We start from the raw sequence: 24,431 nt of genomic DNA, 5'->3' as shown, positions 1-24,431 counted from the left end.
CGAGTAAGAGTTTTTTAACGGTTAAGTTAATAAGGGCGCACGGTGGATGCCTTGGCACTAGGAGCCGATGAAGGACGGGACTAACACCGATATGCTTCGGGGAGCTGTAAGTAAGCTTTGATCCGGAGATTTCCGAATGGGGAAACCCACTGCCCGTAATGGGGCAGTATCTTACACTGAATTCATAGGTGTATGAAGGCACACCCGGGGAACTGAAACATCTAAGTACCCGGAGGAAGAGAAAGCAAATGCGATTTCCTGAGTAGCGGCGAGCGAAACGGAATCAGCCCAAACCAGATGGCTTGCCATCTGGGGTTGTAGGACACTCATTGTGGAGTTACAAAGGAACGGGGTAGATGAAGCGACCTGGAAAGGTCCGTCAGAGAAGGTAACAACCCTGTAGTCGAAACTTCGTTCCCTCCCGAGTGGATCCTGAGTACGGCGGGACACGAGGAATCCCGTCGGAATCCGGGAGGACCATCTCCCAAGGCTAAATACTCCCTAGTGACCGATAGTGAACCAGTACCGTGAGGGAAAGGTGAAAAGCACCCCGGAAGGGGAGTGAAAGAGATCCTGAAACCGTGTGCCTACAAGTAGTCAGAGCCCTTTTATGGGTGATGGCGTGCCTTTTGTAGAATGAACCGGCGAGTTACGATCCCATGCAAGGTTAAGTTGATGAGACGGAGCCGCAGCGAAAGCGAGTCTGAATAGGGCGTTTGCAGTATGTGGTCGTAGACCCGAAACCAGGTGATCTACCCATGTCCAGGATGAAGTCCAGGTAACACTGGATGGAGGTCCGAACCCACGCACGTTGAAAAGTGCGGGGATGAGGTGTGGGTAGCGGAGAAATTCCAATCGAACCTGGAGATAGCTGGTTCTCTCCGAAATAGCTTTAGGGCTAGCCTCGAGTTTAGAGTCTTGGAGGTAGAGCACTGTTTGGACTAGGGGCCCTCATCGGGTTACCGAATTCAGACAAACTCCGAATGCCAAAGACTTATACTCGGGAGTCAGACTGCGAGTGATAAGATCCGTAGTCAAAAGGGAAACAGCCCAGACCACCAGCTAAGGTCCCAAAGTATACGTTAAGTGGAAAAGGATGTGGAGTTGCCCAGACAACCAGGATGTTGGCTTAGAAGCAGCCACCATTTAAAGAGTGCGTAATAGCTCACTGGTCGAGTGACTCTGCGCCGAAAATGTACCGGGGCTAAACGTATCACCGAAGCTGTGGATGCATACCGTATGGTATGCGTGGTAGGAGAGCGTTCTAAGGGCTGTGAAGCATGACCGGAAGGACATGTGGAGCGCTTAGAAGTGAGAATGCCGGTATGAGTAGCGAAAGAAGGGTGAGAATCCCTTCCACCGAATGCCTAAGGTTTCCTGAGGAAGGCTCGTCCGCTCAGGGTTAGTCGGGACCTAAGCCGAGGCCGAAAGGCGTAGGCGATGGACAACAGGTTGATATTCCTGTACCACCTCTCTTCCATTTGAGTGATGGGGGGACGCAGTAGGATAGGGTAAGCGCGCTGTTGGATATGCGCGTCCAAGCAGTTAGGCCGATGAGCAGGCAAATCCGCTCATCACATAAGGCTGAGCTGTGATGGCGAGGGAACTAGAGTACCGAAGTTCCTGATTCCACACTGCCAAGAAAAGCCTCTAGCGAGGAAGAAGGTGCCCGTACCGCAAACCGACACAGGTAGGCGAGGAGAGAATCCTAAGGTGATCGAGAGAACTCTCGTTAAGGAACTCGGCAAAATGACCCCGTAACTTCGGGAGAAGGGGTGCTCATTAGAGGTTTATAGCCTCGAAGAGCCGCAGTGAAAAGGCCCAGGCGACTGTTTAGCAAAAACACAGGTCTCTGCGAAGCCGCAAGGCGAAGTATAGGGGCTGACGCCTGCCCGGTGCTGGAAGGTTAAGAGGAGCGCTTAGCGCAAGCGAAGGTGCGAATTGAAGCCCCAGTAAACGGCGGCCGTAACTATAACGGTCCTAAGGTAGCGAAATTCCTTGTCGGGTAAGTTCCGACCCGCACGAAAGGCGTAACGATCTGGGCACTGTCTCAACGAGAGACTCGGTGAAATTATAGTACCTGTGAAGATGCAGGTTACCCGCGACAGGACGGAAAGACCCCGTGGAGCTTTACTGCAGCCTGATATTGAATTTTGGTACAGCTTGTACAGGATAGGTAGGAGCCTTTGAAGCCGGAGCGCCAGCTTCGGTGGAGGCATCGGTGGGATACTACCCTGGCTGTATTGACATTCTAACCCGCACCCCTGATCGGGGTGGGAGACAGTGTCAGGTGGGCAGTTTGACTGGGGCGGTCGCCTCCTAAAGAGTAACGGAGGCGCCCAAAGGTTCCCTCAGAATGGTTGGAAATCATTCGCAGAGTGTAAAGGCACAAGGGAGCTTGACTGCGAGACCTACAAGTCGAGCAGGGACGAAAGTCGGGCTTAGTGATCCGGTGGTTCCGCATGGAAGGGCCATCGCTCAACGGATAAAAGCTACCCCGGGGATAACAGGCTTATCTCCCCCAAGAGTCCACATCGACGGGGAGGTTTGGCACCTCGATGTCGGCTCATCGCATCCTGGGGCTGTAGTCGGTCCCAAGGGTTGGGCTGTTCGCCCATTAAAGCGGTACGCGAGCTGGGTTCAGAACGTCGTGAGACAGTTCGGTCCCTATCCGTCGTGGGCGCAGGAAATTTGAGAGGAGCTGTCCTTAGTACGAGAGGACCGGGATGGACGCACCGCTGGTGTACCAGTTGTTCTGCCAAGAGCATAGCTGGGTAGCTACGTGCGGACGGGATAAGTGCTGAAAGCATCTAAGCATGAAGCCCCCCTCGAGATGAGATTTCCCATAGCGCAAGCTAGTAAGAACCCTGAAAGATGATCAGGTTGATAGGTCCGAGGTGGAAGTGTGGTGACACATGGAGCTGACGGATACTAATCGTTCGAGGACTTAACCAAATGATTCAAGCATACTTGCCAAACGTACATTATCCAGTTTTGAAGGAATGATTTCTTTCTAACCAAATAGTCCGGTAATGATGGCGAAGAGGCCACACCCGTTCCCATTCCGAACACGGAAGTTAAGCTCTTCAGCGCCGATGGTAGTTGGGACGCGAGTCCCTGTGAGAGTAGGACGTTGCCGGGCAATCAGAAACCAGTTCAGTTGATGAGCTGGTTTTTTTGTGCGGTTTTTTAGGGAGCAAGGAGGATTTTGGATACTTGTTGGAGCTGGAGGAGTGAGGAGTCGGGATCAATCCACAGTCAATGGAATATCTTAAAGACGTGAATAAGGTATGGGAAAGGCGCGCTATTCTGGGTCTACCATCACCTATACTGCACTTAGCCCGGGCAAAGATTGGTTGAAAGGTAGGCGAAGTGTGTAGGAAAGCAGCTATGTTCCACCTATGGGACACCTATGCCCGACCTATACCCGGGCAAAGGTGGTTAAAAGGTAGGTGAAGTGTGTAGGAAAGCAGCTATGCTCCACCTATGAGGCACTTATGCCCGACCTATACTGGGGTAAAGGTGGTTGAAAGGTGGGTAAAGTATGGAGGAAAGCAGCTATGTTCCACCTATGGATCACCTATGCCCGACCTATACCGGGGTAAAGGTGGTTGAAAGGTAGGCGAAGTATGGAGGAAAGCAGCTATGCTCCACCTATGAGGCACCTATGCCCGATCTATACCGGGGTAAAGGTGGTTGAAAGGTAGGCGAAGTGTGTAGGAAAGCAGCTATGCTCCACCTATGAGGCACCTATGCCCGACCTATACGGGGGTAAAGGTGGTTGAAAGGTGGGTGAAGTATGGAGGGAAGCAGCTATGTTCCACCTATGGAACACCTATGCCCGACGTATACCAGGGTAAAGGTTGTTGAAAGGTGGGTGAAGTGTGTAGGAAAGTAGCTATGCTCTGCCTATGAGACACCTATACCCCACCTATGCCCCGCGGCGATCTATCCCAAGGCAAGGTTACACATAAACCATAAAGTTCGGCGTAAAGCGTACCGAAGCCGTGTCACACTGTATTGAAGCTGTGTGAAGTATACAATAACAAAACTGTAGAAGACCTGATCTCTTGCAATATATCTATGCGTAAAGAGGTAAATTCTTCATTACCTAATCCTTATTTCTAACCTTACGCCAACCTAAAAAAACGAAATTGGATTTACACACTAAAATAATGTAAACTTTAATAATAAAATATAAAGCATGGTGAATGACTGTGACCGAATATATGAGAATTTGTAATAGTGAAGAAGAGACCAGGAAGCTGGCAGAGGAAATTGGAAGTCGCCTGATTCCCGGATCTGTAATTGCGCTTGAGGGAGACCTAGGTGCAGGCAAAACAACATTTAGCAAGGGAATTGCTAAAGCAATTGGTGTAACAAGAAATGTAAATAGCCCGACCTTTACCATTATGAAAGAATATAAAGGGAAATTTCCACTTTATCACATGGATGTTTATCGAATTGAAAATGAAGAGGAAGATTTCGGGTTTGAAGAATATTTTGAAGGTGAAGGAATTACGATCGTCGAGTGGGCTCATCTGATAAAAGGACAATTGCCGGAAGAGCTTTTGACCTTATATTTATATCATGATGGGAATGATAGACGGAGAATTGTAGCTGAACCAAAAGGTGAATTTTATGAAAAGCTATGTGAGGAGATATTTTAATGAATGTATTAGCAATTGATACATCTACGAATGTCCTGGGAGTGGCTGTTGCTAATGAAAAAGGGATTATCGGAGAGCAAATAACATTTACAAAACGAAACCATTCAGTACGGGCGATGCCTTCCATAGAAGCAATTTTGAAGGAATGCGGGCTTAAGCCAGGAGACCTTGATAAAATCGTGGTGGCAAAGGGGCCAGGTTCTTATACCGGCGTAAGAATTGGCGTAACGATTGCCAAGTCTTTGGCCTGGAGTCTAGGCATTCAATTATCAGGCGTATCAAGTTTAGAGGCGCTTGCCCTGAATGGCAGATATTTCAATGGTTTGGTATGTCCACTGTTTGATGCAAGAAGGGGACAGATTTATACAAGTCTTTTTAAATGGGATAATGGAGAGTTAGTTAGATTGGAGGAAGACCAGAATGTGTTGGCCATTGAGTGGGCTGAGCATTTAAAATCACTCAATCAACCTATACTATTCATAGGCAATGATGTTCCTATTCATATCGAGGCCCTAACAGAAATTCTTGGAGATAAGGCTATTATGGCACCTTTATCGTTGCATCAGGCCAGGCCGGGTGAATTAGCATTGCATGGCATGAATCTGCCTGGTGATGATATCCACACCTTTGTCCCCAATTACGTACGTTTAGCAGAAGCTGAGGCGAAATGGTTAGAAGCTCAAGAGAAACAGAGGGAAGAGTAATGAATCAGACGATTACATTTCGTAAGATGACTGTAGAGGATCTTGATAGTGTGATTGAGGTAGAGCATGCTTCTTTTACTTTGCCATGGAGCAAAGAAGCTTTTTATAATGAGCTGATGAACAATCAATATGCGTATTATTTGGTAGCAGAGGACCAGGGGAAAGTAATTGGTTATTGCGGTACTTGGTTCATCCTCGATGAGGGCCATATCACGAATATTGCTGTATTGCCGGAATGGAGAGGCAAAAAAATCGGGGAAGAATTAATGGTACGTATGTTGGGCAAGGCACAAAGCATGGGAGTGAAAAGAATGACTCTCGAGGTACGGATCGGAAACCAAACTGCTCAAAGTCTCTATCGAAAATTGGGCTTTAAAGACGGTGGCATAAGAAAGTTTTATTATACAGACAATATGGAAGATGCATTAGTAATGTGGGTGGAATTATGGTGAATAAAGAAAATCAAATCATATTAGGTATAGAAACCAGCTGTGATGAAACCGCAGCAGCAGTAATAAAAAATGGCCGAGAAATTCTTTCAAATGTTGTAGCTTCTCAAATCGAGAGCCATAAACGTTTTGGCGGAGTCGTTCCTGAAATTGCTTCAAGGCATCATGTTGAAGCAATTACCCTTGTAGTTGAAGAGGCATTGGAGAAAGCAGAAATCTCTTGGGATGATCTTGATGGAATTGCGGTTACTGAAGGTCCTGGGTTAGTGGGAGCTCTCTTAATAGGCGTAAATGCGGCAAAAGCATTGGCTTTTGCTCATGGAATTCCACTTATTAATGTACATCATATCGCTGGACATATATATGCAAACAGAATTCTCACTGAGTTTTCCTTTCCCCTCCTTGCATTGGTTGTATCCGGTGGCCATACGGAGCTGGTGTTGATGAAGGAGCATGGAGCTTTTGACGTTATAGGGGAAACAAGAGATGATGCAGCCGGTGAAGCATATGATAAGGTAGCTCGTACGCTAAAGCTACCTTATCCGGGCGGCCCTCATATTGATCGACTGGCGCATGAAGGTCAGCCAACAGTTAAACTGCCTCGTGCATGGCTAGAAGAGGATTCATATGATTTCAGTTTCAGCGGATTAAAATCGGCTGTTATAAATACATTGCATAATGCCAACCAAAAAGGTGAAGTGTTAGCTCCTGAGGATCTGGCTTGCAGCTTTCAGGAAAGTGTAATTGATGTCTTAGTAACTAAAACCGTAAAAGCAGCAGAGGAGTTCCAGGTGAAACAAGTACTGTTAGCCGGCGGGGTTGCTGCCAATAAAGGATTAAGAACTAAATTAGAAAAAGCTTTTATAGACAAAAAGGAAGTAGAATTGATTATACCTCCACTTTATTTATGTACAGATAATGCAGCAATGATTGCTGCAGCAGGTAGTATTGCATTTGAAAAAGGCAAACGAGCTGCCATGGACTTAAATGCAAATCCAGGATTGATATTGGAATAAAAAATGAGGCTGGGACATAACTAAATTTGCTGTGTCCAAAACCGAACGATGTATTGAATTTTTATTAAACTAAATAGAAAAAGCCGAACTATTATTAATAATGCTTAAACTGCACTTTATAATAGTTCGGCTTTTTTAGTTGCTGGAAACCTTTTGTCCCAGCCTTATTTTATTGGTAAAAAAATTGATTGAAAAGTAAAAGCACTCGAATAATTGTGGATAACTACGTGTTATCAACAGATTCTGTGGATAAAAGATTTGAAATCTGTGGATAATGTGGAAAAATCAAAATAAACCTTATTTTATAACTTTTTTAATGTGGATAAAAATGTTGATAAAAACCAAGCCATCCCTAACTTGGTTTTTTATCTTGATTTATTCGTCTTGTAGAGAAGTCCACTCTTCCATTAATGCTTCCAATTCTTCTTCAGTTGCTGTAAGAGTTGTCTGGATTTCCAATGATTTCTCATGGTCCTGATAGATTTCCGGATCACATAATTGTGTATTTAAATCGGATATCCGTGTATCAAGTTCTTCAATGGTAGTTTCAATTTCTGCGATACGTCTTTGGCGTTGGCGCTCTTTCTTTTTAAGCTCCTTGTCCTCCTGATAAGTAGTTTTATCTGAAACAGGGCGATTGTTGGAGATAGAATCCGCTGGTTTTTCCAGTTCAGCGAGTTCCGCTTGTTCTTGTTTTTTCTGAATATAGTAGTCATAATCTCCCAAGTATTCAATTGTACCATCTGCTTTCATTTCCAATACTTTATCGGCAATTCGATTGATAAAGTAACGGTCATGGGATACAAAGAGGAGAGTGCCTGAATAATCAACCAGTGCATTTTCAAGCACTAATTTACTGTCCAAATCCAAGTGGTTGGTCGGCTCATCTAAAATTAAAAGGTTGGCTTTTTGCATCATTAATTTTGAAAGAGCCAGCCGTGCTTTTTCACCACCGCTCAAGGTAGAGACAGTTTTCATTACATCGTCTCCGCTGAATAGAAAGTTTCCTAATATGGATCGGATATCCTTTTCAGGTTGGTTAGGGAAGTCATCCCATAACTCATTTAGCACAGTTTTGTTGGACGATAGATTAGCCTGCTCTTGATCATAATATCCGAGTGTCACATTGGCACCGAGCTGAAAATCTCCATGCAAAGCCGGAATTCTGTTAATCAATGTTTTTAATAAAGTAGATTTCCCTACCCCATTAGGACCAATCAGTGCAATGCTTTCTCCTCTAGTGATTCTAAAGTTCAAGTGGCTGGCAACAGATGCTTCATATCCAATAGACAAATCATTTGCCTGAAGAACTTCATTACCACTTTGCTTTTCAATCTCAAAGGTAAAATTAGCTGATTTTTCATCGCCCAAGGGCCGATCCATTACTTCCATACGCTGCAGGGCCTTTTGCCGGCTCTGGGCTCGTTTAGTTGTAGATGCTCTGGCCATGTTTCTTTGGACAAAATCTTTTAATTTTGCAATCTCATCCTGCTGTTTTTCATAAAGCTTTGCATTACGTTCGTATTCCTCTGCCTTTTGCTCTAAGTATCTGCTGTAATTCCCTGTATATTTCTTAATTGATGTTCGGGAAAGCTCCATTACTTGATGGACAACCTTATCAAGGAAATAACGATCATGGGAAACAATTAGGATAGCGCCAGGGTAAGATTGAAGATAGCCTTCGAGCCAGCTTAATGTATCGATATCAAGATGGTTGGTCGGCTCGTCTAGAATCAGTAAATCAGGTTTCGTTAATAATAATTTACCTAGTGCAAGCCTGGTTTTTTGGCCGCCGCTTAAGGAATTAATAGATGTAGTATAATCATAATCCGAGAAACGCAGACCGTGTAAGACAGAACGTACATCTGCTTCCATTTGGTAACCGCCAGAATTTTTAAATTGCTCCTGGAGACGATCGTAATCTTTTAATACCCGGTTATATTTTTGTTCATCATTGTAGACAGAAGGATCAGCCATAGATTTTTCCAATAATCTCAATTCATCTTCTTGTTTTTGTAAGCCTTCAAAAACAGAGATCATTTCATCCCAAATAGAGCGGTCTGATTGGAGACCGGTATTTTGAGCCAAATATCCAATCGAAACATCTTTTGGCTTATAGATCTCCCCACTGTCATGTGAAAGGTGACCTGCAATGATCTTAAGCAGGGTGGATTTTCCTGCACCGTTTCTGCCAACAAGTGCTATACGGTCTTTCGTTTGAACTTCGAGCTTAATAGTAGATAAAATTGCTTCAGCTCCATAATATTTGGATACATTATTAACTTGTAAAATAATCATATTCTCACCTCAAGAAGTACATACCTTAAGTGTAGCCTACTCTTGATAAGCACCGCAACTTAATAGAAAATTTGTGAATACTCACACAAAAATTACCAAAAATGATAGAAATATTATAGAATAGGAATAGGAGAATAAACTTTCAGTGAATTTACGTGCTTTATTAATCAGGAAAGATCCCATATGATTGGTATCGCGGAGGTAACCTGGAAACAATCAGAACCGCTAGTCCTAGTATTTTGCTCGAATATAAAAGTAACGAATCATTGATAAAAAAGCGGCGTATTATACATAGCTAAGATAGTTAGAATTATGGTAGTGAAGAAAACTTCTGATATAATTTCTATGTGATACCCGGGCACTCCAAGGATTAGATATTGATTTTATATGGAAAAAGGCTGAAAATATGAATAGATTAATTATTCGTATAATCTTAAAAACGAAAGTAAGAAATAACAGCTGTTTCAGCAATACTTGATTAACCTTATATGTTATGTGCAAAGCAATCGAAAAATCAATGGTTATTGAAGGAAACTATTTTCATTGGAAAACCGGGGGGTAAAACCAGTCGGGATTATCAAAGGCAGTTTTGATATATGGAGTAACGATTGACAAGAAAGAATAGGGAGAAGGGAATTAATTTTGCAGGAAAATACTAAAATACCGCAGGCTACAGCCAAACGACTTCCATTATATTATCGTTTTATACAAAATCTACACGCGTCAGGAAAACTACGAGTTTCTTCCGCAGAACTAAGTGAAGCTGTTAAAGTAGATTCAGCTACTATACGAAGAGATTTCTCGTACTTTGGTGCTTTAGGTAAAAAAGGGTATGGTTACAATGTTAATTATCTATTATCCTTCTTTAGAAAAACTCTCGATCAAGATGAGATTACAAAGGTAGCTCTAATTGGAGTCGGGAATCTAGGTACAGCTTTCTTAAATTATAATTTTATGAAAAATAATAATACAAAGATTGAAATGGCGTTTGATGTTTCTCCTGATAAAGTAGGAACCCTTATAGGGGATGTTCCGCTCTATCATATGGATGAACTGGAGAAAAAACTTGAAAAGCAAGATATTAGTGTAGCTATTTTAACAGTTCCATCACAGGTTGCCCAATCTATTACAGATCGTTTAGTGGCTGCGAACATTAAGGCTATTTTAAACTTTACGCCGGCACGTCTGAATGTGCCAGACAGCATTCGTGTCCATCATATTGACCTTGCAGTCGAATTGCAATCATTAGTATATTTTCTTAAACATTATCCATCCGGAAATACGGAAGATACAGAATAAAAAATCTCGAAGGTTTTCCCTCCGAGATTTTTTTTGTTATTCTTTTGGTTTTTCACTTTTCATTTTCTTTATTTGCTTATGAATCATCACCAAGCGGATTCCTGAACCAACATCAAGTGTAGCCAGTATGATCAGGAAATAGGTAAAGAAATCCCAACCGCTGCGTGATACATTTTGAACAGCAAAAAATATAAAAATAGCACCTAAAATTAAGTAAGTCGTTGCCATATACAACGGTGAACGTCTCATAACAAACCTCCGATAAAGCTTTGAACTTTATTAAGCTCTTCCATATTTTTTAATATATCATCTTTGTAAAGTGATTGTACGATTACAACTAATGTATTCATAGTAATGTGGGCAAAAATAGGAACAAGGATTCTCTTTGTTTTAACATATAAATAAGCAAATGTGAATCCCATTGCTGTATAAAGCAGGATATGTACAAATTCCATGTGAGCAACGGCAAAGATCAGTGAACTGATTAACGCGCTCAGGAAGAAATTCAATCGCTTGTGTAATGTGCCAAAGATAATTTTCCTAAAGACAATCTCTTCTAAAAATGGCCCAAGTACAGAACTGACTACCATAACAAGCGGTACTGCCTCAATGAGACCGAGTATATTCTGTGTATTTTCAGACCCGGTAGGAATACCAATAATTCGTTCGATATTACCAGCTATAGATTGTGAAAACAAAGCAAGAAATACTCCGCCAATTGCCCAGCCGATCGAAGCTCCCACACTTGCCTGATCGCCTAAGCTTCTATTATTTTTTTCATATCTCAGTAGGACTAGAGTAATGATAGAAGCCAGAATAAAGCTTATAACAATCCAATACCCTGCAGCCAATACTTCTATCCGTTCCGCGGGGATATTCGTGTTCGATAAGAAAACCAGCATAATTGGGATACCAAGAATAGAAGAAAATTGCATGGCAATATAGGTAATGAGAATTGACCAGTAATATTTTTTCAAATAGAAAAACTCCCTTAATCTTTTATATAGATATTAGATTGCGTATATCTTTAATTTTAACCGTTTTTACCTCATAGTTACAATTGCGAAACATTTTCCTTCTCTTCATCTACCAAACTGAAATAAAAAGGATATTTAGACCTTATTTGGGTAAGATAAATAAATGGTGATAAAATTTAAAAATTTTAACTAATATTACTTGCAAATCATTGGTTCTTTATTTAAACTATAAATTGTGTTAGCACTCAACGATGATGAGTGCTAATAAAAATGGAGATAACTTTAAGGAGGTAGTTTTACTTGTTAAAGCCACTAGGAGATCGCGTTGTGATTGAACTTGTCGCACAAGAGGAAAAAACTGCAAGCGGCATCGTGTTACCAGACACTGCCAAAGAAAAACCATCTGAAGGCAAAATTGTAGCGGTAGGAACAGGCCGTGTCCTTGAGAATGGTGAGCGAGTAGGATTGGAAGTATCTGAAGGCGATCATATTATCTTCTCTAAATATTCAGGTACAGAAATTAAATACGAAGGTAAAGAATACTTAATTTTACGTGAAAGCGACATTTTGGCCGTTATTGCTTAACGAAAATGTCGATTAAAAAATAAGACATAACAAAAAAATCGAGGAGGTAATTTACGTATGGCAAAAGATATTAAATTTAGTGAAGAAGCTCGCCGCGCTATGTTACGTGGGGTAGATGCATTAGCTGATACAGTAAAAGTTACACTTGGACCAAAAGGACGTAACGTTGTTCTTGAAAAGAAATTCGGTTCCCCACTTATCACAAATGATGGTGTAACAATCGCAAAAGAAATCGAGCTTGAAGACGCGTTTGAAAACATGGGTGCTAAATTGGTTGCAGAAGTAGCAAGCAAAACAAATGAAATTGCTGGTGACGGTACAACTACTGCAACAGTTCTTGCCCAAGCTATGATTCGTGAAGGATTGAAAAACGTAACAGCTGGCGCTAACCCAATGGGCGTTCGTAAAGGGATTGAAAAAGCTGTTTCTGTTGCAATTGAAGAATTACAAGCAATCTCCAAACCAATCGAAGGCAAAGAATCCATTGCACAAGTTGCTGCGATTTCTTCTGCTGACGAAGAAGTTGGCGCTCTAATTGCTGAAGCAATGGAACGCGTTGGTAACGACGGAGTTATCACAATCGAAGAATCCAAAGGATTTACAACTGAACTAGATGTAGTAGAAGGTATGCAATTCGACCGTGGATATTCTTCTCCATACATGGTAACAGATTCCGATAAAATGGAAGCTGTACTAGAAAATCCATACATCTTGATCACAGATAAGAAAATCTCTAACATCCAGGAAGTACTTCCTGTCCTTGAACAAGTTGTTCAACAAGGTAAACCTTTATTGCTAATTGCTGAGGATGTTGAAGGTGAAGCACAAGCAACTCTAGTTGTGAACAAACTTCGCGGAACATTCAATGCAGTAGCTGTTAAAGCTCCTGGATTCGGTGACCGTCGTAAAGCTATGCTTGAAGACATCGCTGCATTAACTGGCGGTGAAGTAATCACTGAAGAACTAGGCCGTGACCTTAAATCTGCTACATTAACTTCTCTTGGACGCGCTGCGAAAGTTGTTGTTACAAAAGAAACAACTACAATCGTTGAAGGTGCTGGAGAAACTAGCGAAATCGGTGCACGTATCAATCAAATTCGTTCCCAATTAGAAGAAACTACTTCTGAATTTGATAAAGAAAAATTACAAGAGCGTCTTGCTAAACTTGCTGGCGGCGTAGCCGTTATCAAAGTAGGTGCAGCAACTGAAACAGAATTGAAAGAGCGCAAACTTCGCATTGAAGATGCTCTAAACTCCACTCGTGCTGCTGTTGAAGAAGGTATCGTAGCCGGTGGTGGTACTGCACTTGTAAGTGTGTACAATAAAGTGGCTGCTGTGGAACTTGAAGGCGATGCACAAACTGGTGTTAACATCGTACTTCGTGCTCTTGAAGAGCCAGTTCGCCAAATCGCTCACAACGCAGGCCTTGAAGGTTCTGTAGTTGTAGAACGTCTTAAAAAAGAAGAAATCGGCATTGGCTTCAATGCAGCTAATGGCCAATGGGTAAACATGATCGAATCCGGTATCGTGGATCCTACTAAAGTAACTCGTTCTGCACTTCAAAACGCAGCTTCTGTTGCAGCTATGTTCTTAACAACTGAAGCAGTTGTTGCTGACAAGCCAGAGCCAGCTGGTGCAGGCGGCGGAATGCCTGACATGGGTGGTATGGGCGGAATGGGCGGCATGATGTAATCAGCCCCAAACCCTTGATATATAAGGATTTTGAATAGGGGATAAGAGAGATGCTAACATTTCTCGCCCGATTAGAGGCTTCTCATTAATTTATGAGAAGCCTCTTTTTATTTCTTTAAATAGTTTGGTAAAAATGAATTCTTCTTTTAGGAATTACACCACCAGTACCTATGTTTTTCCATATATAACTGTCTTGGAATTAAAATAACGCTATCTCGATATATATTTAAAAGAAACCAACTAACATTTGTATAGTTGTTTTTTATATTGCTTGTTAAAAGTTTGGAAGACTTAAGAATATAGATCTCTAAAACTTTTTTAATATAGTAAATAACAGAAGAGAAATCACCTTTTTTTGGAGGTGTGGATGATGAGAAGGTTAAAGGGAATCGTATATTTTAAAGATTAACAGGAGATAAAAAATTCATACAAAAATGTTAAGTTTGGTTTTTAAAAATTTTATTGCTATAAAAAATTATGTTGATATAATAATAAAAGATAAAGAAACTCCTGAAAAGATAGATTTTTCCGAGAGGAATATATATTGGAGAAAATATAAATCTTTTACAATTAATAATATATAAAAAATAGGCTTTTTATGGAGATAGCAAGTAACATACGAGCTAGCATTAAATACTTGGTAAATTAATTGAAAAATGGACTGTACAAAATTAAAGGGTACTCTTTTGGAAAAAGAAATAACTGTCATTTTAATGTGTATTCCTTTAAAAGTGGAATGCATTTTTTATTTCTAATGAAAAAAGGAACAAGGAGGAAGGTAGAGTGGAACGTGATAAAAAATACAAAAAGATAATTACCATCTTATTGATCCTACTATGCATAAGCCTTGTTGCTCTAATAGGAATAGGGATATATAAGCATTTTGCATCGAAAGAATCGACATCTGTCAGTGTGCCTGAAAATTATATTATCCCTGAAGATGGCGGTAATACAAACAATCAAACAGAGAATACGGAAAATAATACTGGAACAGATAATAGCAACTCTTCGAACGAAGACCATATTACTATAGAAAGTAATGGCACTAACGGTGGCTCCAACGATGGCTCCAACGATGGCTCCAACGATGGCTCCAACGATGGCTCCAACGGTGGCACTAACGGTGGCTCCAACGATGGCACTAACGGTGGCTCCAACGATGGCTCCAACGGTGGCACTAACGGTGGCACTAACGATGGCACTAACGGTGGCACTAACGGTGGCTCTAACGATAGCTCTAACGATAGCTCTAACGATAGCTCTAACGATAGCTCTAACGATAGCTCTAACAATGGTTCTAACGATAGCGATAGCGACAGTGATAGTAGTAAACCTACATCAACCGTTATTTCACTCCATAAAGGACAGTTCATAGACAATGAGCCTTTTAAGGTAACCAATATGTTGCCTGGTGATTTAGAAGTAAAGAATTTCTGTCTTAAGGTGTCATATAAAAACTCCGGTACAATAAAATTTTTGGTAGATATACATAACAAACCAGAAAAATTATTAGAAGTATTGAAGCTAAAAGTTGTTCTTCTTAATAGTGGAGATGTTCTCTATGACGGATTAATGAGAGATATGGGTGAATTAGAAACATATACGTTGGAAAAATCAGATACTGCAAAAACGGAAGAATTGTATTACGAAATTTCCACCTATCTTGATACTTCGGTTGGGAATGAGTATATGGACAGTACGGAATTGAAAGCTGATTTCAGATGGTGGGTAGATGAAAAAGCTAATTTAGTTCGTGCACCTGGTAAGCTAGATTATTCAAATGTAGCATTAGCGCTTAGTTTTATAACAGGTTCACTGCTGATATTAAAACTCCTTCCGAAAAAACACAAAAAATAGGAGAGCGAGCCATATGCAAAATAATCAACAGACAGGCAAAAAGTTGAAAACAAGTGTTGCTGCAATTTTCATACTTTCTATTTGCCTTTGTATTACCACCTTTGCTCTTATATGGTCGATGGTGTGGGTAAATAACAATATTTTTAGTGTCGGGAAAATAGATATTGATCTAAATGATGGTAAACCAGTTATTGAGGAACATGAGTATCTTTTTAAGCCAGGTATGACCGTTGCAAAGGAATTCTATATTCAAAACAACAGCACATGTGAAGCTTATTACAAGATATATTTTGACGACATTACAGGTGGACTTGCTGATGTGATTGAAGTGACCATTCGTGATGATGAACAAGTTTTATTTTTTGGTAAACCAAGTGAACTTACAAGACAGATGGTATCTTCAGCTAATGATCCATTACGTTTAAAAGAAAAAAAAGAATTGGAAATTGAGTTCCATTATCCAAAAGAAAGCCGTAGTACGCAAGATGCAACATTAACCTTTACCCTTTGTGCAGATGCAGTACAAACGAAAAATAATCCAGATAGAGAATTTGACTAAGGAGGAAACAACAAGGAAATGAAAAAAGCGTTACATATCATGAAAGCCATCATGACGTGGTTCCTTATGGTAGCAAGTATAGGGATGATGGTGTTTACAATCATCTCTGTAACGACCTTTGATCAGCCGGAACGAAATCTTTTTGGGTATAAACCCTTTATTGTCTTATCTGATTCCATGAGTAAGACAGATTTTAATGCAGGGGATTTAGTTCTTGTAAAAGAAACAGATCCGTCCACCTTGAAGGAAGGAGATATTATTGCCTATACTTCCACAGGTACTGACAATTATGGAGAAACAGTTACTCATAAAATCAGAAGTTTAACGACGGGTGCGAATGGAAACCCCGGATTTATTACATACGGAACAACGACAAATACAGACGATGAAACAGTAGTTACATACGAGTATGTGTTAGGTAAATACGAAACTCATATTCCAAAAGTGGGGACATTCTTCCAGTTTTTAAAGACTACACCAGGTTATATTTGTTGTATTTTCATTCCATTTATGTTGTTGATTGTCATTCATTTAATGGATAGTATTCGGCTATTTAGAAAGTACAAATCCGAACAAAAAGCCGAGCTGCAAGCAGAGAGAGACGAAATTGCAAAAGAACGAGCTGAATCTCAAAAGATGATGGAAGAGCTATTGAAATTGAAAGAACAGCTTGGAACGACTAACAATGGTGTAAACAGCAATGATGCTGCTACATATACACAAGGTAACGGTGAATAGGGGAATCTCTCGACCGATACCAAAAATGTTTTAGGAGGAGATAGGATATGAAAAAAGGATCAACTAAAAGAGCATTAGTTACGAGCATAGTGTCAACATGTGCGAGCGTAACAATGTTAGCCGGTGCAACATTTGCTTGGTTTACGGATACAGCAAGCACAGGTGTCAACAAAATTCAAGCAGGGACTCTAGACATTGCGCTTTTAGATGCAAACGAAGAGGCGTCTGTTGAAGGTAAGACTCTTAACTGGAATACTCCTGATGGAGCAAAGGATGAAATCCTTTGGGAACCAGGGGCTACATACAATTTAGAAACGGTAACTGTAAAGAATAAAGGTAACTTACCTCTTAAGTATAAAGTTATCATTACTGGCATCAATGGTGATGCAGAACTTAACAAAGCCATTGATTGGACAATTGAAGGTGCAAACATTAATGAGGAATACAAATTAGCTAAGGGTGATTCTGAAAAAATTACTATAAGCGGTACTATGAAAACAACTGCTGGTAATGAATATCAGGGTAAATCAATTGATGGTATTGGAATTACAGTAGTTGCCACACAGGATACAGTATATTCAGTTGCCACAGCTAATGAATTAGTGGCTGCATTAAGTGCTGGCGAAAGTGTTACTCTGGCGAATGACATTGTTTTAAGCAACGAACAGAAAGTAGTTATCGAAAATGGAAAAGCTGTAACTATTGATCTGAACGGAAAGACTCTTACTGCTGAAAATACAAATACCGCGACACATAACTTTATGCTTGACGTAAATGGTGGAGAGCTGACACTTCTTAATGGGACTGTAAAACTGACTCACACAGGTGTCAACATGGGATGGAATGGTGCTGCAACTGCTATTAATGTTACAGATGGCGGCGTACTGAATATGGAAGGTGTAACAGTTAGCGTTTCTGGAACAGATATGAACTTTGCAGTTCATCTCAATAACTGGGGTGAAGTTACCATGAATGCAAACAACTGTGTATTTGATTCTGACTATTGTGGAGTTAGAGTATTCAACAGCGGCCCTGCCATGAATAATGTTAAGATTACTAATAGTACATTAAAGGGTAACACTCGTGCGTTCTGGGTACATAATTACTCATCTGCTGATTTTGGCGGCAAGCTTTATTCAGGTGCTACCGCTGCTTATGACAAAGATCAGGTTGATGGACGTCTGAAATTAGATATATACAATAATAATAATACATTTGAAGTTACTGGAGTTACGAAGTCTCCAATTCGCTATGGATATAACTCTAACTCGACAGTTTACTATGGTGCAAATGGTAAAATAGTTGAATAAACATTTATTAGTATAATTAAGCCTGCCCACATTGTGGGCAGCAATCAAAGGGCATTTCATCCCTGTTAGCGTAGTGCCTTTTGATTGCTCATTTATAGCACAATTTAAGGGGGCGAGAAAATTGAAATTATTATATAAACTTAAATACATAATAGAGAGTAATAATTTGGTTAAAATGCTTATGCCCTCCTTGTTGGGAATAATTATATGCATAACCTGTTTAATGGGTACAACATGGGCTTGGTTTGCAGACAATGTTACCACTTCTATACAAAGTATAGAATCAGCCAAGTATGATATTACCGTAAATATTCAAGACGGAGCTGCCACAATAGCCATGGAAAATGGCGAATATATCCTTACCCAAAAGGCAGAGGGAGAAGGTTATAAGGTTACTGTGAAGGCAAACGGTTCGGCTAGTACAGGGTATTTTAGAATATCTGGGCCGGAAGGTTTTTTACCATTATATAGTACTCAGTTAGCGCCAGGAGAAGTAATGACGTTTACTTTTTACCCTGGTACAACAGGGAAATACTATTTTGAAAGTGCATGGGGAACTTATAGTGGAGAAAATACAATTAAAAATAATGATATAATCGGAACATCAGCACAATCAGAAATGAACATTGCTGATATGGAAGAATTAGAAGACACAGAAATATCGAATGATGCTTCAGATTCAACACCTGCACTTGGACCAAATGAAGAAGAAAATTTAGATAAAGATGTAATTGGAGATTCAGATGAAGAAATAAACAATGAAGCAGATGGTGAATTAGACAACATACCTTCTACTGTTCAACCATCTGAAGTTCCTGATGATTCAGAAGAGACTTTTGAAATTGCAGATCAGAACTGAGAATAATGTAACAGAAACCGGCATTCATATTTTTGAGTGTCGGTTTTTTTTTGTAAATTACTATTGGTTGGGACACAGTTTTAGCTACTGCTCCAGCCCCTGGATTTTAGCTGCTAATTCACCGCATATCGATCGTGTAACGTTAAAAGCGATGCATATTGAATTGCATCGCTTTTAGGAAAGGTGAAACCGTATATATTTAGCTGCTAACCAAGTGCTAACATTTTGCTAACGAAACCTAATAAATCGCAGTAAATTCAAGATAAAGATATTACACATATAGCGAGTAAAACGTCGATTTGACGCAGTTCCATTCCAATATAGGAAAATATATTACACTTTGTAACCATATGGGCGGCATGATGTAATCTGCCTCTTCCATTAAAAGAAGTATCCTACAAGTTGAAAAACTTGCGGGATGCTTCTTTTTTTTGTTTTTAATGGTGAAAAAAGGATGTACATACACCATTTGAAAATACATAAGTTAAACTGCATTATAGCAAACAGCATTAGCGATAGCTTAGAAAACTAACAATGAATATTAGTCCCTTTTTTAAAAGGGTGAATTGACCAAGACCTTACCACAAACTATTAATCATTGAATTTTCTCCACATAGGCACCAATAGGCATATGAAAAAATAAAATGGAGTTGAGTAAACAATTTCAACATATTCTTTGCGAAAAGGAGCTATCAACTTGGAAAAGAAGTCAAGTACAACAAAGATGGTTATTGTGATGAGAAAAGATTTACAAATGACAAAAGGGAAATATGTAGCCCAAGGAAGTCATGCTTCTTTAGGGGTTGTGAAGTGGATTGAATATAATGGAACTGAAAATCACAAACAAATTTTAAACAAATGGTTTAATGAAACATTTGTAAAAGTGACTGTTTATGTAGAAAGTTTGGATGAATTATATTCGATTTATCACCTTGCGAAAGAAAAAGAATTACCTGTAAGACTTATCACCGATAACGGATTGACCATGTTCAACGGTGTTAAAACAGGTACGTGTCTTGCTATACTTGGCGAGAGAGGGAAAGTGGATGACGTAACTGGTCATTTAAAATTATTATAAATCTTGTAATGATATAGTTTTTGCTAACGTAATCCCATACAATACTGAAAATCACCGTTAAAGATGTTGTACCTCAAATATAGCGAAACCTCAATAGAAGGTACTTTTCGCGCACTTCATTAAAGATTTTACACAATTTCATTCTTAGGGCGGCCATTATGATGTTTAGAATCCGACGTTCGTTAAATAGTAGAATAGGATGATATAAAAAAAGCGCTCCTAGTGTAGCGATGCAGTCCTAACTTACGGATCCAATACACTAGGTACGCTTCTTTTTCTTTATATACATTACGTATATTAAAAATATTAAGAACATTGATGTTGGTTTAAATGGCCTTCTAATAGTTGTTTATAATGCTTTGCTTTCTTATATTGAGTAACTTTGTATAGATATTCAGCTGGATGCTTAGCACTGCTAACAGCGTATACAGCGTTCATATATTCTATGTTAAGTTGTGATTTAGTTTTATTGTCAATTTTGATTGTATTCATGGTAACACCTCATAAACTATTAATTAACTATAACGGAGTATACACCAAATTTTTATCGATTTTTTATATCTAACAGCCTTGTTAGGATGCGAAAAGTCTTTGTTATTTTCCAGAGTTGTGGTTGTTTTTTGAATTTTTAATTATAAAAAAGGATGCAGTACAAGCAATCTTTAATAGTTATGATAAAAGTATTTTCGACTAGAGTCCTCCTTTATTTAGAGATGACTATTAGGTTCAAGTTGTATTACCTATTAAGTTGAAACAGTCCTCTGGGTTACTCCTCAATATTTCTATATTTTACATATCGCCCAGCTCAGCAGTTTCCTGTTACCCTAAGATAATGTGGATTATTTTCGTTAACAAACTAACGACGGCGGTTATTGAATTATTTTTTCATTTAATCTTAATAATCCATGTAATCATTAGGAAGATAGGAAGATGTCAATGGAACAAAAATATTTAAAAAAGGGCGGGCTTATTGCTTTCATCGCGCTATTATCGATGACGCCTCCTCTGGCAACAGACTTATATATGCCTTCGTTGCCTGAAATGACAAACTATTATCAAACAACCTCGTCAGTTACAAGCTATACAATGACGATATTCTTTATTTTTATGGCAATTGGTATCCTCATTCTTGGCCCGATGAGTGATAAGTACGGACGAAAGCCAGTCCTGTTGGGCAGTATCCTTGTGGCACTGACCTTTAGTATCATCTGTGCAATTTCACCGTCGATTTGGATCTTGATTGCAGCCCGGGCAATTCAGGCATTTGGTGCAGGAGGGATGGTTGCCATCTCTACAGCTTTGATTAAAGACAGCTTCGAAGGAAAAGAGATGTCTAATGTTTTGTCAATCACGCAGGCGATCGTTCTGCTTGCTCCAATGCTAGCGCCTATTTTGGGCGCGGTTATTTTAGCCTTTTTCAGCTGGAAGATGACATTTGTTGCTCTAGCTGTTCTATTCCTAGTATCACTTATAGGAGGATTTCTTTTAGAAGAAACTTTGCCGCAGGAAAAGCGAGTATCTGGCAGTACATTTAAATCTATCTTAGGGCTTACAAGTATTGTGAAGGATAAGAAGTTTACCAGCCTATTGCTTGTTGTTGCTCTCTTAATGGCACCGTTTATGGCATATCTAACACTCGCTTCATACATTTATATAGATGGATTTGGCATCTCGGAATCTGCCTTCAGCCTTTACTTTGCCGGTGCAGCTTGTATAGGTTTGATTGGACCATTTCTTTATATGCGTGTTGGTGGCGGTTCGATAAAAAAATCGATCAATATCGCCTTTGTAATTGTCACAATATCTATCTGCCTGCTCTTCTTAGTAGGTTCCATCAGCCCATTTGTATTTCTTGTATGCTATGTGCCCTTCACGGTTATCACGACATATCTCAGACCGATGGTGTCAAATACGCTATTATCTATGCAAAAGTCAAATGTCGGAGCAGCTTCAAGTCTAATGAACTTTGGCTTTACAGTGATCGGCAGTGTAGGGATGATGGTTGGGTCACTCCAGTGGGGAGATTATATTAATGGCTTGAGCATGACAATGCTGATTTTCCTCGTTTTATCCTTGTTATTATGGATCTATTGTTTGCAAAAAAAAATTATTACGGATTAAAGGCTTGATTTTAATAAAAGAGTTGCCACAGGATGATGTCTTGTCGGCAACTTTTTTTTATTTGGATTATTGCCCATCTCAAAAACCTAATTTATTTTCCGCTGTTCTTAGTCTTTGGATAATTTAAATTGGGTCAAGGTGAAAATTTCCGGGCTTCTTCTGCTGTCTTTTTTGCATAAATCCATATTTCTGTAAAAGACTAATTCTGATAAGAAAGGGGAGAAGATTGAATGCATTATGGATATATTGGTCCTGGCACAAATCCAGGCCAGCTCGTACAAAAAAAAGGACGCTATATAACAGGATTTTCTGTGGGGATTTTATACCTAGATGAAGATTCCTATCCTGTCATTCCCGGCAATGTCGCAAATTATTCAACCTTTCCGTTTCCTGTTCATTATAAATTGGTTCCCGGCTGTACGGGTCAGCGTCTTTTAAATAATGATCGAACACTGGAAAAAGGGATTATTGATGCAGCTATGCAACTTCAAAGTGAAGGAGCAAAAGTTATTTCAAGTGCGTGTGGGTTCTTTGGAAACTTTCATAAGCAAATAGCAAATGCATTAGAAATTCCTGTCTATCTGTCTAGCCTCGTTCAACTGTCTATGATTCAGGTTGGATTAAAGCCAGGACAAAAAATTGGTATATTAACAGCCTATGAAAAAGGATTGACGGATTCCCTTTTGAAAACGTGCGGAGTTACAAACAGATCTAATTTGATCATTGGTGATTTGAGCCAGGGAGAAGAGTTTTCATCCATTTCGAATGGAGCAGGTACGTTTAATAATGAAAAGCTGAGGGATGAGGTTGTTAAAAAAGCAATTGAGATAAAGGAAAAGCATCCTGAAGTCGGAGCCATCTTATTAGAATGCAGTGACCTGCCTCCCTATGCATTTGATATCCAGCAAGCAGTGCAGCTGCCTGTGTATGATTTTATTACACTCATTAACTGGGCACATTATGCAAATAGCCAAAGCCCATATTATGGATTTATTTAATAAAGTGAATGAGTGAAGACAAACACAAGTCCAAAGAGCTTGTGTTTTTTAATATTTATCTTTGCTGGCCTTATAAAATTATATTATTTTTCTGTATCTTATGGCAAACAAGAGAGAGCAATATGAGTCAAAAAAATGGAAGTAGAAAGCACTTTCATGAAATGATTTTTTCTTGTTAGTATACTAGTATAATAAAAGGTGTTCCAAAAAGATTCCTCTAGAACACTGACTTCCGGGAGTGTGAACAGTAGTGAAAAATAGGGCGAGGGATTTTTATCAACCTAAAGTGTTGAATGAATCCATCTTGGCTTTTTATCGTCTTCAAGGATTGAATAAACATATGACTGGGTTTCATCAATTCGAATCACACAGTACATATGAGATTTATGTACTTGAAGAAGGGCAATGCAATTATTTTATTCATAATAAAATATATGATCTGCAGCCAGGAGATATCATTCTTTTGGATGGATTAACTTTGCATAAGTCAAATACCACATCTCCTGATACCTATGTACGGAGTATGGTTCATTTTTCTCCAGTGTGGTTGGAGAGTATGTTGTCTGTAATAGGAATGCCAAATCTTTTGGATCCTTTTCAAAAGCTGAATAACTGTATACTGCGGACAGGATTTGATTCCTCAGGTCAGTATGTGGCTGAGAAAATTAAGTGGCTTGAAAAGCAGTTGGAAGCTATAGACGAGGAATATAAATGTACAGGTAAAATCAATGTCCTATTGGAAACTGAACTGAAGGTTGAATTTCTTCAACTGTTGATAAAAATTTATAAAATGAGCGAATGTCAACAACTCCGAGTCGTACAGAAGAAAACGGAAAAAAAGCGACATGCTGAAAACATTGCCTCGTGGATTAATCAACACTACTGTGAAAAAGTCAGCTTGGAACGTATTGCTAAAGAGTTAAATTTAAATAAGTACTACGTTTCTCATGTTTTTAAAGAGGTTACCGGATATACAGTCATGCAATATGTAATGGAATGCAGGCTAATTCAGGTAAAGTATTTATTGGAAATGAAACCTGATCAATCAATGGAAGACATTTTTCTATCAACTGGGTTTGAAAGTGCTGCCCATTTCAGCCGCTTTTTTAAAGAAAGAATCGGGATGACACCTACCAGTTATCGAAAGATGAAAAGAAGCCAAACGTTTGATCCATCTTGCTCTTCTGTGAGCAAAGTTTAATTGTTAGATTAGAAGCAAAA

The 24,431-nt window shown here is 39.6% G+C and carries 20 protein-coding genes and 2 rRNA genes; 17 read left to right on the top strand and 5 right to left on the bottom strand.

What is annotated here, in order from left to right; genetic code table 11:
* Window positions 1–19: 19 nt before the first annotated feature.
* The 6 genes from AC4G3N_RS17780 to tsaD all read left to right on the top strand — a co-directional run bounded on the left by AC4G3N_RS17780 (window position 20) and on the right by tsaD (window position 6,839).
* Window positions 20–2,955: ribosomal RNA gene (locus tag AC4G3N_RS17780) — 23S ribosomal RNA — on the top strand.
* Between the two features lie 70 nt (window positions 2,956–3,025).
* Window positions 3,026–3,142 (top strand): 5S ribosomal RNA (gene rrf / locus AC4G3N_RS17775).
* 1,069 nt (window positions 3,143–4,211) lie between these two features.
* Window positions 4,212–4,670, top strand: coding sequence for a tRNA (adenosine(37)-N6)-threonylcarbamoyltransferase complex ATPase subunit type 1 TsaE (gene tsaE, locus AC4G3N_RS17770; protein WP_066110012.1), 459 nt, complete (start codon window positions 4,212–4,214; stop codon window positions 4,668–4,670).
* Window positions 4,670–5,374: a tRNA (adenosine(37)-N6)-threonylcarbamoyltransferase complex dimerization subunit type 1 TsaB gene (gene tsaB / locus AC4G3N_RS17765; protein ID WP_066110009.1), complete on the top strand. Its 705-nt coding sequence runs from the start codon at window positions 4,670–4,672 to the stop codon at window positions 5,372–5,374. The genes tsaE and tsaB overlap by 1 nt, the downstream gene beginning before the upstream one ends.
* Complete coding sequence (gene rimI, locus AC4G3N_RS17760; protein WP_066110006.1) at window positions 5,374–5,826, top strand: ribosomal protein S18-alanine N-acetyltransferase; 453 nt, start codon at window positions 5,374–5,376, stop codon at window positions 5,824–5,826. The genes tsaB and rimI overlap by 1 nt, the downstream gene beginning before the upstream one ends.
* A complete protein-coding gene (tsaD, locus tag AC4G3N_RS17755) occupies window positions 5,823–6,839 on the top strand; it encodes a tRNA (adenosine(37)-N6)-threonylcarbamoyltransferase complex transferase subunit TsaD (RefSeq protein WP_254654741.1) in 1,017 nt (338 codons plus the stop codon). Before rimI ends, tsaD begins: the two co-directional genes overlap by 4 nt.
* 375 nt (window positions 6,840–7,214) lie before the next feature.
* On the opposite strand, the gene AC4G3N_RS17750 is transcribed toward tsaD, so the two are convergent.
* The gene (locus AC4G3N_RS17750) at window positions 7,215–9,137 is read right to left on the bottom strand and encodes an ABC-F family ATP-binding cassette domain-containing protein (RefSeq protein WP_491090874.1); all 1,923 of its coding nucleotides are present in this window, start codon (window positions 9,135–9,137) and stop codon (window positions 7,215–7,217) included.
* A gap of 639 nt (window positions 9,138–9,776) precedes the next feature.
* Between AC4G3N_RS17750 and AC4G3N_RS17745 the strand changes: the two genes are divergently transcribed.
* Window positions 9,777–10,436 carry a redox-sensing transcriptional repressor Rex gene (locus AC4G3N_RS17745; RefSeq protein WP_066109997.1) on the top strand — a complete coding sequence of 220 codons (660 nt, stop codon included), beginning with the start codon at window positions 9,777–9,779 and terminating at the stop codon, window positions 10,434–10,436.
* 36 nt (window positions 10,437–10,472) lie between these two features.
* On the opposite strand, the gene AC4G3N_RS17740 is transcribed toward AC4G3N_RS17745, so the two are convergent.
* Both AC4G3N_RS17740 and AC4G3N_RS17735 read right to left on the bottom strand, forming a co-directional pair.
* A complete protein-coding gene (locus AC4G3N_RS17740) occupies window positions 10,473–10,685 on the bottom strand; it encodes a YdiK family protein (protein ID WP_066109994.1) in 213 nt (70 codons plus the stop codon).
* Window positions 10,682–11,413 (bottom strand): CPBP family intramembrane glutamic endopeptidase, encoded by a 732-nt coding sequence (locus AC4G3N_RS17735; RefSeq protein WP_066109993.1) that lies wholly within the window; start codon window positions 11,411–11,413, stop codon window positions 10,682–10,684. Before AC4G3N_RS17735 ends, AC4G3N_RS17740 begins: the two co-directional genes overlap by 4 nt.
* A 300-nt stretch (window positions 11,414–11,713) precedes the next feature.
* Here AC4G3N_RS17735 and groES point away from each other — a divergent pair, with 300 nt between their 5' ends.
* Entirely contained in the window at window positions 11,714–11,998 is a 285-nt protein-coding gene (groES, locus tag AC4G3N_RS17730; RefSeq protein ID WP_066109990.1) for a co-chaperone GroES, read from the top strand.
* 57 nt (window positions 11,999–12,055) lie between these two features.
* Window positions 12,056–13,690 carry a chaperonin GroEL gene (gene groL / locus AC4G3N_RS17725; RefSeq protein WP_066109987.1) on the top strand — a complete coding sequence of 545 codons (1,635 nt, stop codon included), beginning with the start codon at window positions 12,056–12,058 and terminating at the stop codon, window positions 13,688–13,690.
* Between the two features lie 855 nt (window positions 13,691–14,545).
* Here the strand turns inward: groL and AC4G3N_RS17720 are convergent.
* Window positions 14,546–14,887 (bottom strand): glycine zipper family protein, encoded by a 342-nt coding sequence (locus AC4G3N_RS17720; protein ID WP_491090884.1) that lies wholly within the window; start codon window positions 14,885–14,887, stop codon window positions 14,546–14,548.
* Window positions 14,888–15,560: 673 nt separating this feature from the next.
* On the opposite strand from AC4G3N_RS17720, the gene AC4G3N_RS17715 reads away from it, so the two are divergent.
* The 5 genes from AC4G3N_RS17715 (at window position 15,561) to pth2 (ending at window position 20,091) form a co-directional block, all read left to right on the top strand.
* Entirely contained in the window at window positions 15,561–16,106 is a 546-nt protein-coding gene (locus AC4G3N_RS17715; protein WP_491090871.1) for a hypothetical protein, read from the top strand.
* Window positions 16,107–16,124: 18 nt separating this feature from the next.
* Complete coding sequence (locus AC4G3N_RS17710; RefSeq protein WP_491090869.1) at window positions 16,125–16,844, top strand: signal peptidase I; 720 nt, start codon at window positions 16,125–16,127, stop codon at window positions 16,842–16,844.
* 47 nt (window positions 16,845–16,891) lie between these two features.
* The gene (locus AC4G3N_RS17705) at window positions 16,892–18,154 is read left to right on the top strand and encodes a TasA family protein (protein WP_491090867.1); all 1,263 of its coding nucleotides are present in this window, start codon (window positions 16,892–16,894) and stop codon (window positions 18,152–18,154) included.
* Window positions 18,155–18,275: 121 nt separating this feature from the next.
* Window positions 18,276–19,013: a hypothetical protein gene (locus AC4G3N_RS17700; protein WP_491090865.1), complete on the top strand. Its 738-nt coding sequence runs from the start codon at window positions 18,276–18,278 to the stop codon at window positions 19,011–19,013.
* Between the two features lie 697 nt (window positions 19,014–19,710).
* Window positions 19,711–20,091 carry an aminoacyl-tRNA hydrolase gene (gene pth2 / locus AC4G3N_RS17695; RefSeq protein ID WP_491090863.1) on the top strand — a complete coding sequence of 127 codons (381 nt, stop codon included), beginning with the start codon at window positions 19,711–19,713 and terminating at the stop codon, window positions 20,089–20,091.
* A gap of 306 nt (window positions 20,092–20,397) precedes the next feature.
* Here the strand turns inward: pth2 and AC4G3N_RS17690 are convergent, their stop codons facing one another.
* Window positions 20,398–20,583, bottom strand: a complete 186-nt coding sequence (locus tag AC4G3N_RS17690; protein WP_066109956.1) for a hypothetical protein — start codon at window positions 20,581–20,583, stop codon at window positions 20,398–20,400.
* 444 nt (window positions 20,584–21,027) lie between these two features.
* On the opposite strand from AC4G3N_RS17690, the gene AC4G3N_RS17685 reads away from it, so the two are divergent.
* The 3 genes from AC4G3N_RS17685 to AC4G3N_RS17675 all read left to right on the top strand — a co-directional run bounded on the left by AC4G3N_RS17685 (window position 21,028) and on the right by AC4G3N_RS17675 (window position 24,411).
* Window positions 21,028–22,212: a Bcr/CflA family efflux MFS transporter gene (locus AC4G3N_RS17685; protein ID WP_175354330.1), complete on the top strand. Its 1,185-nt coding sequence runs from the start codon at window positions 21,028–21,030 to the stop codon at window positions 22,210–22,212.
* A gap of 230 nt (window positions 22,213–22,442) precedes the next feature.
* Complete coding sequence (locus AC4G3N_RS17680; protein WP_066109954.1) at window positions 22,443–23,210, top strand: aspartate/glutamate racemase family protein; 768 nt, start codon at window positions 22,443–22,445, stop codon at window positions 23,208–23,210.
* A 250-nt stretch (window positions 23,211–23,460) separates the two neighbouring features.
* Window positions 23,461–24,411 (top strand): AraC family transcriptional regulator, encoded by a 951-nt coding sequence (locus AC4G3N_RS17675; protein WP_077248203.1) that lies wholly within the window; start codon window positions 23,461–23,463, stop codon window positions 24,409–24,411.
* Window positions 24,412–24,431 lie beyond the last annotated feature (20 nt).

The sequence above is a fragment of the Bacillus sp. z50 genome (assembly GCF_058313585.1).
Note: the sequence above shows the minus strand (reverse complement) of the source record. Positions and strands in the feature narration are given on the sequence as shown.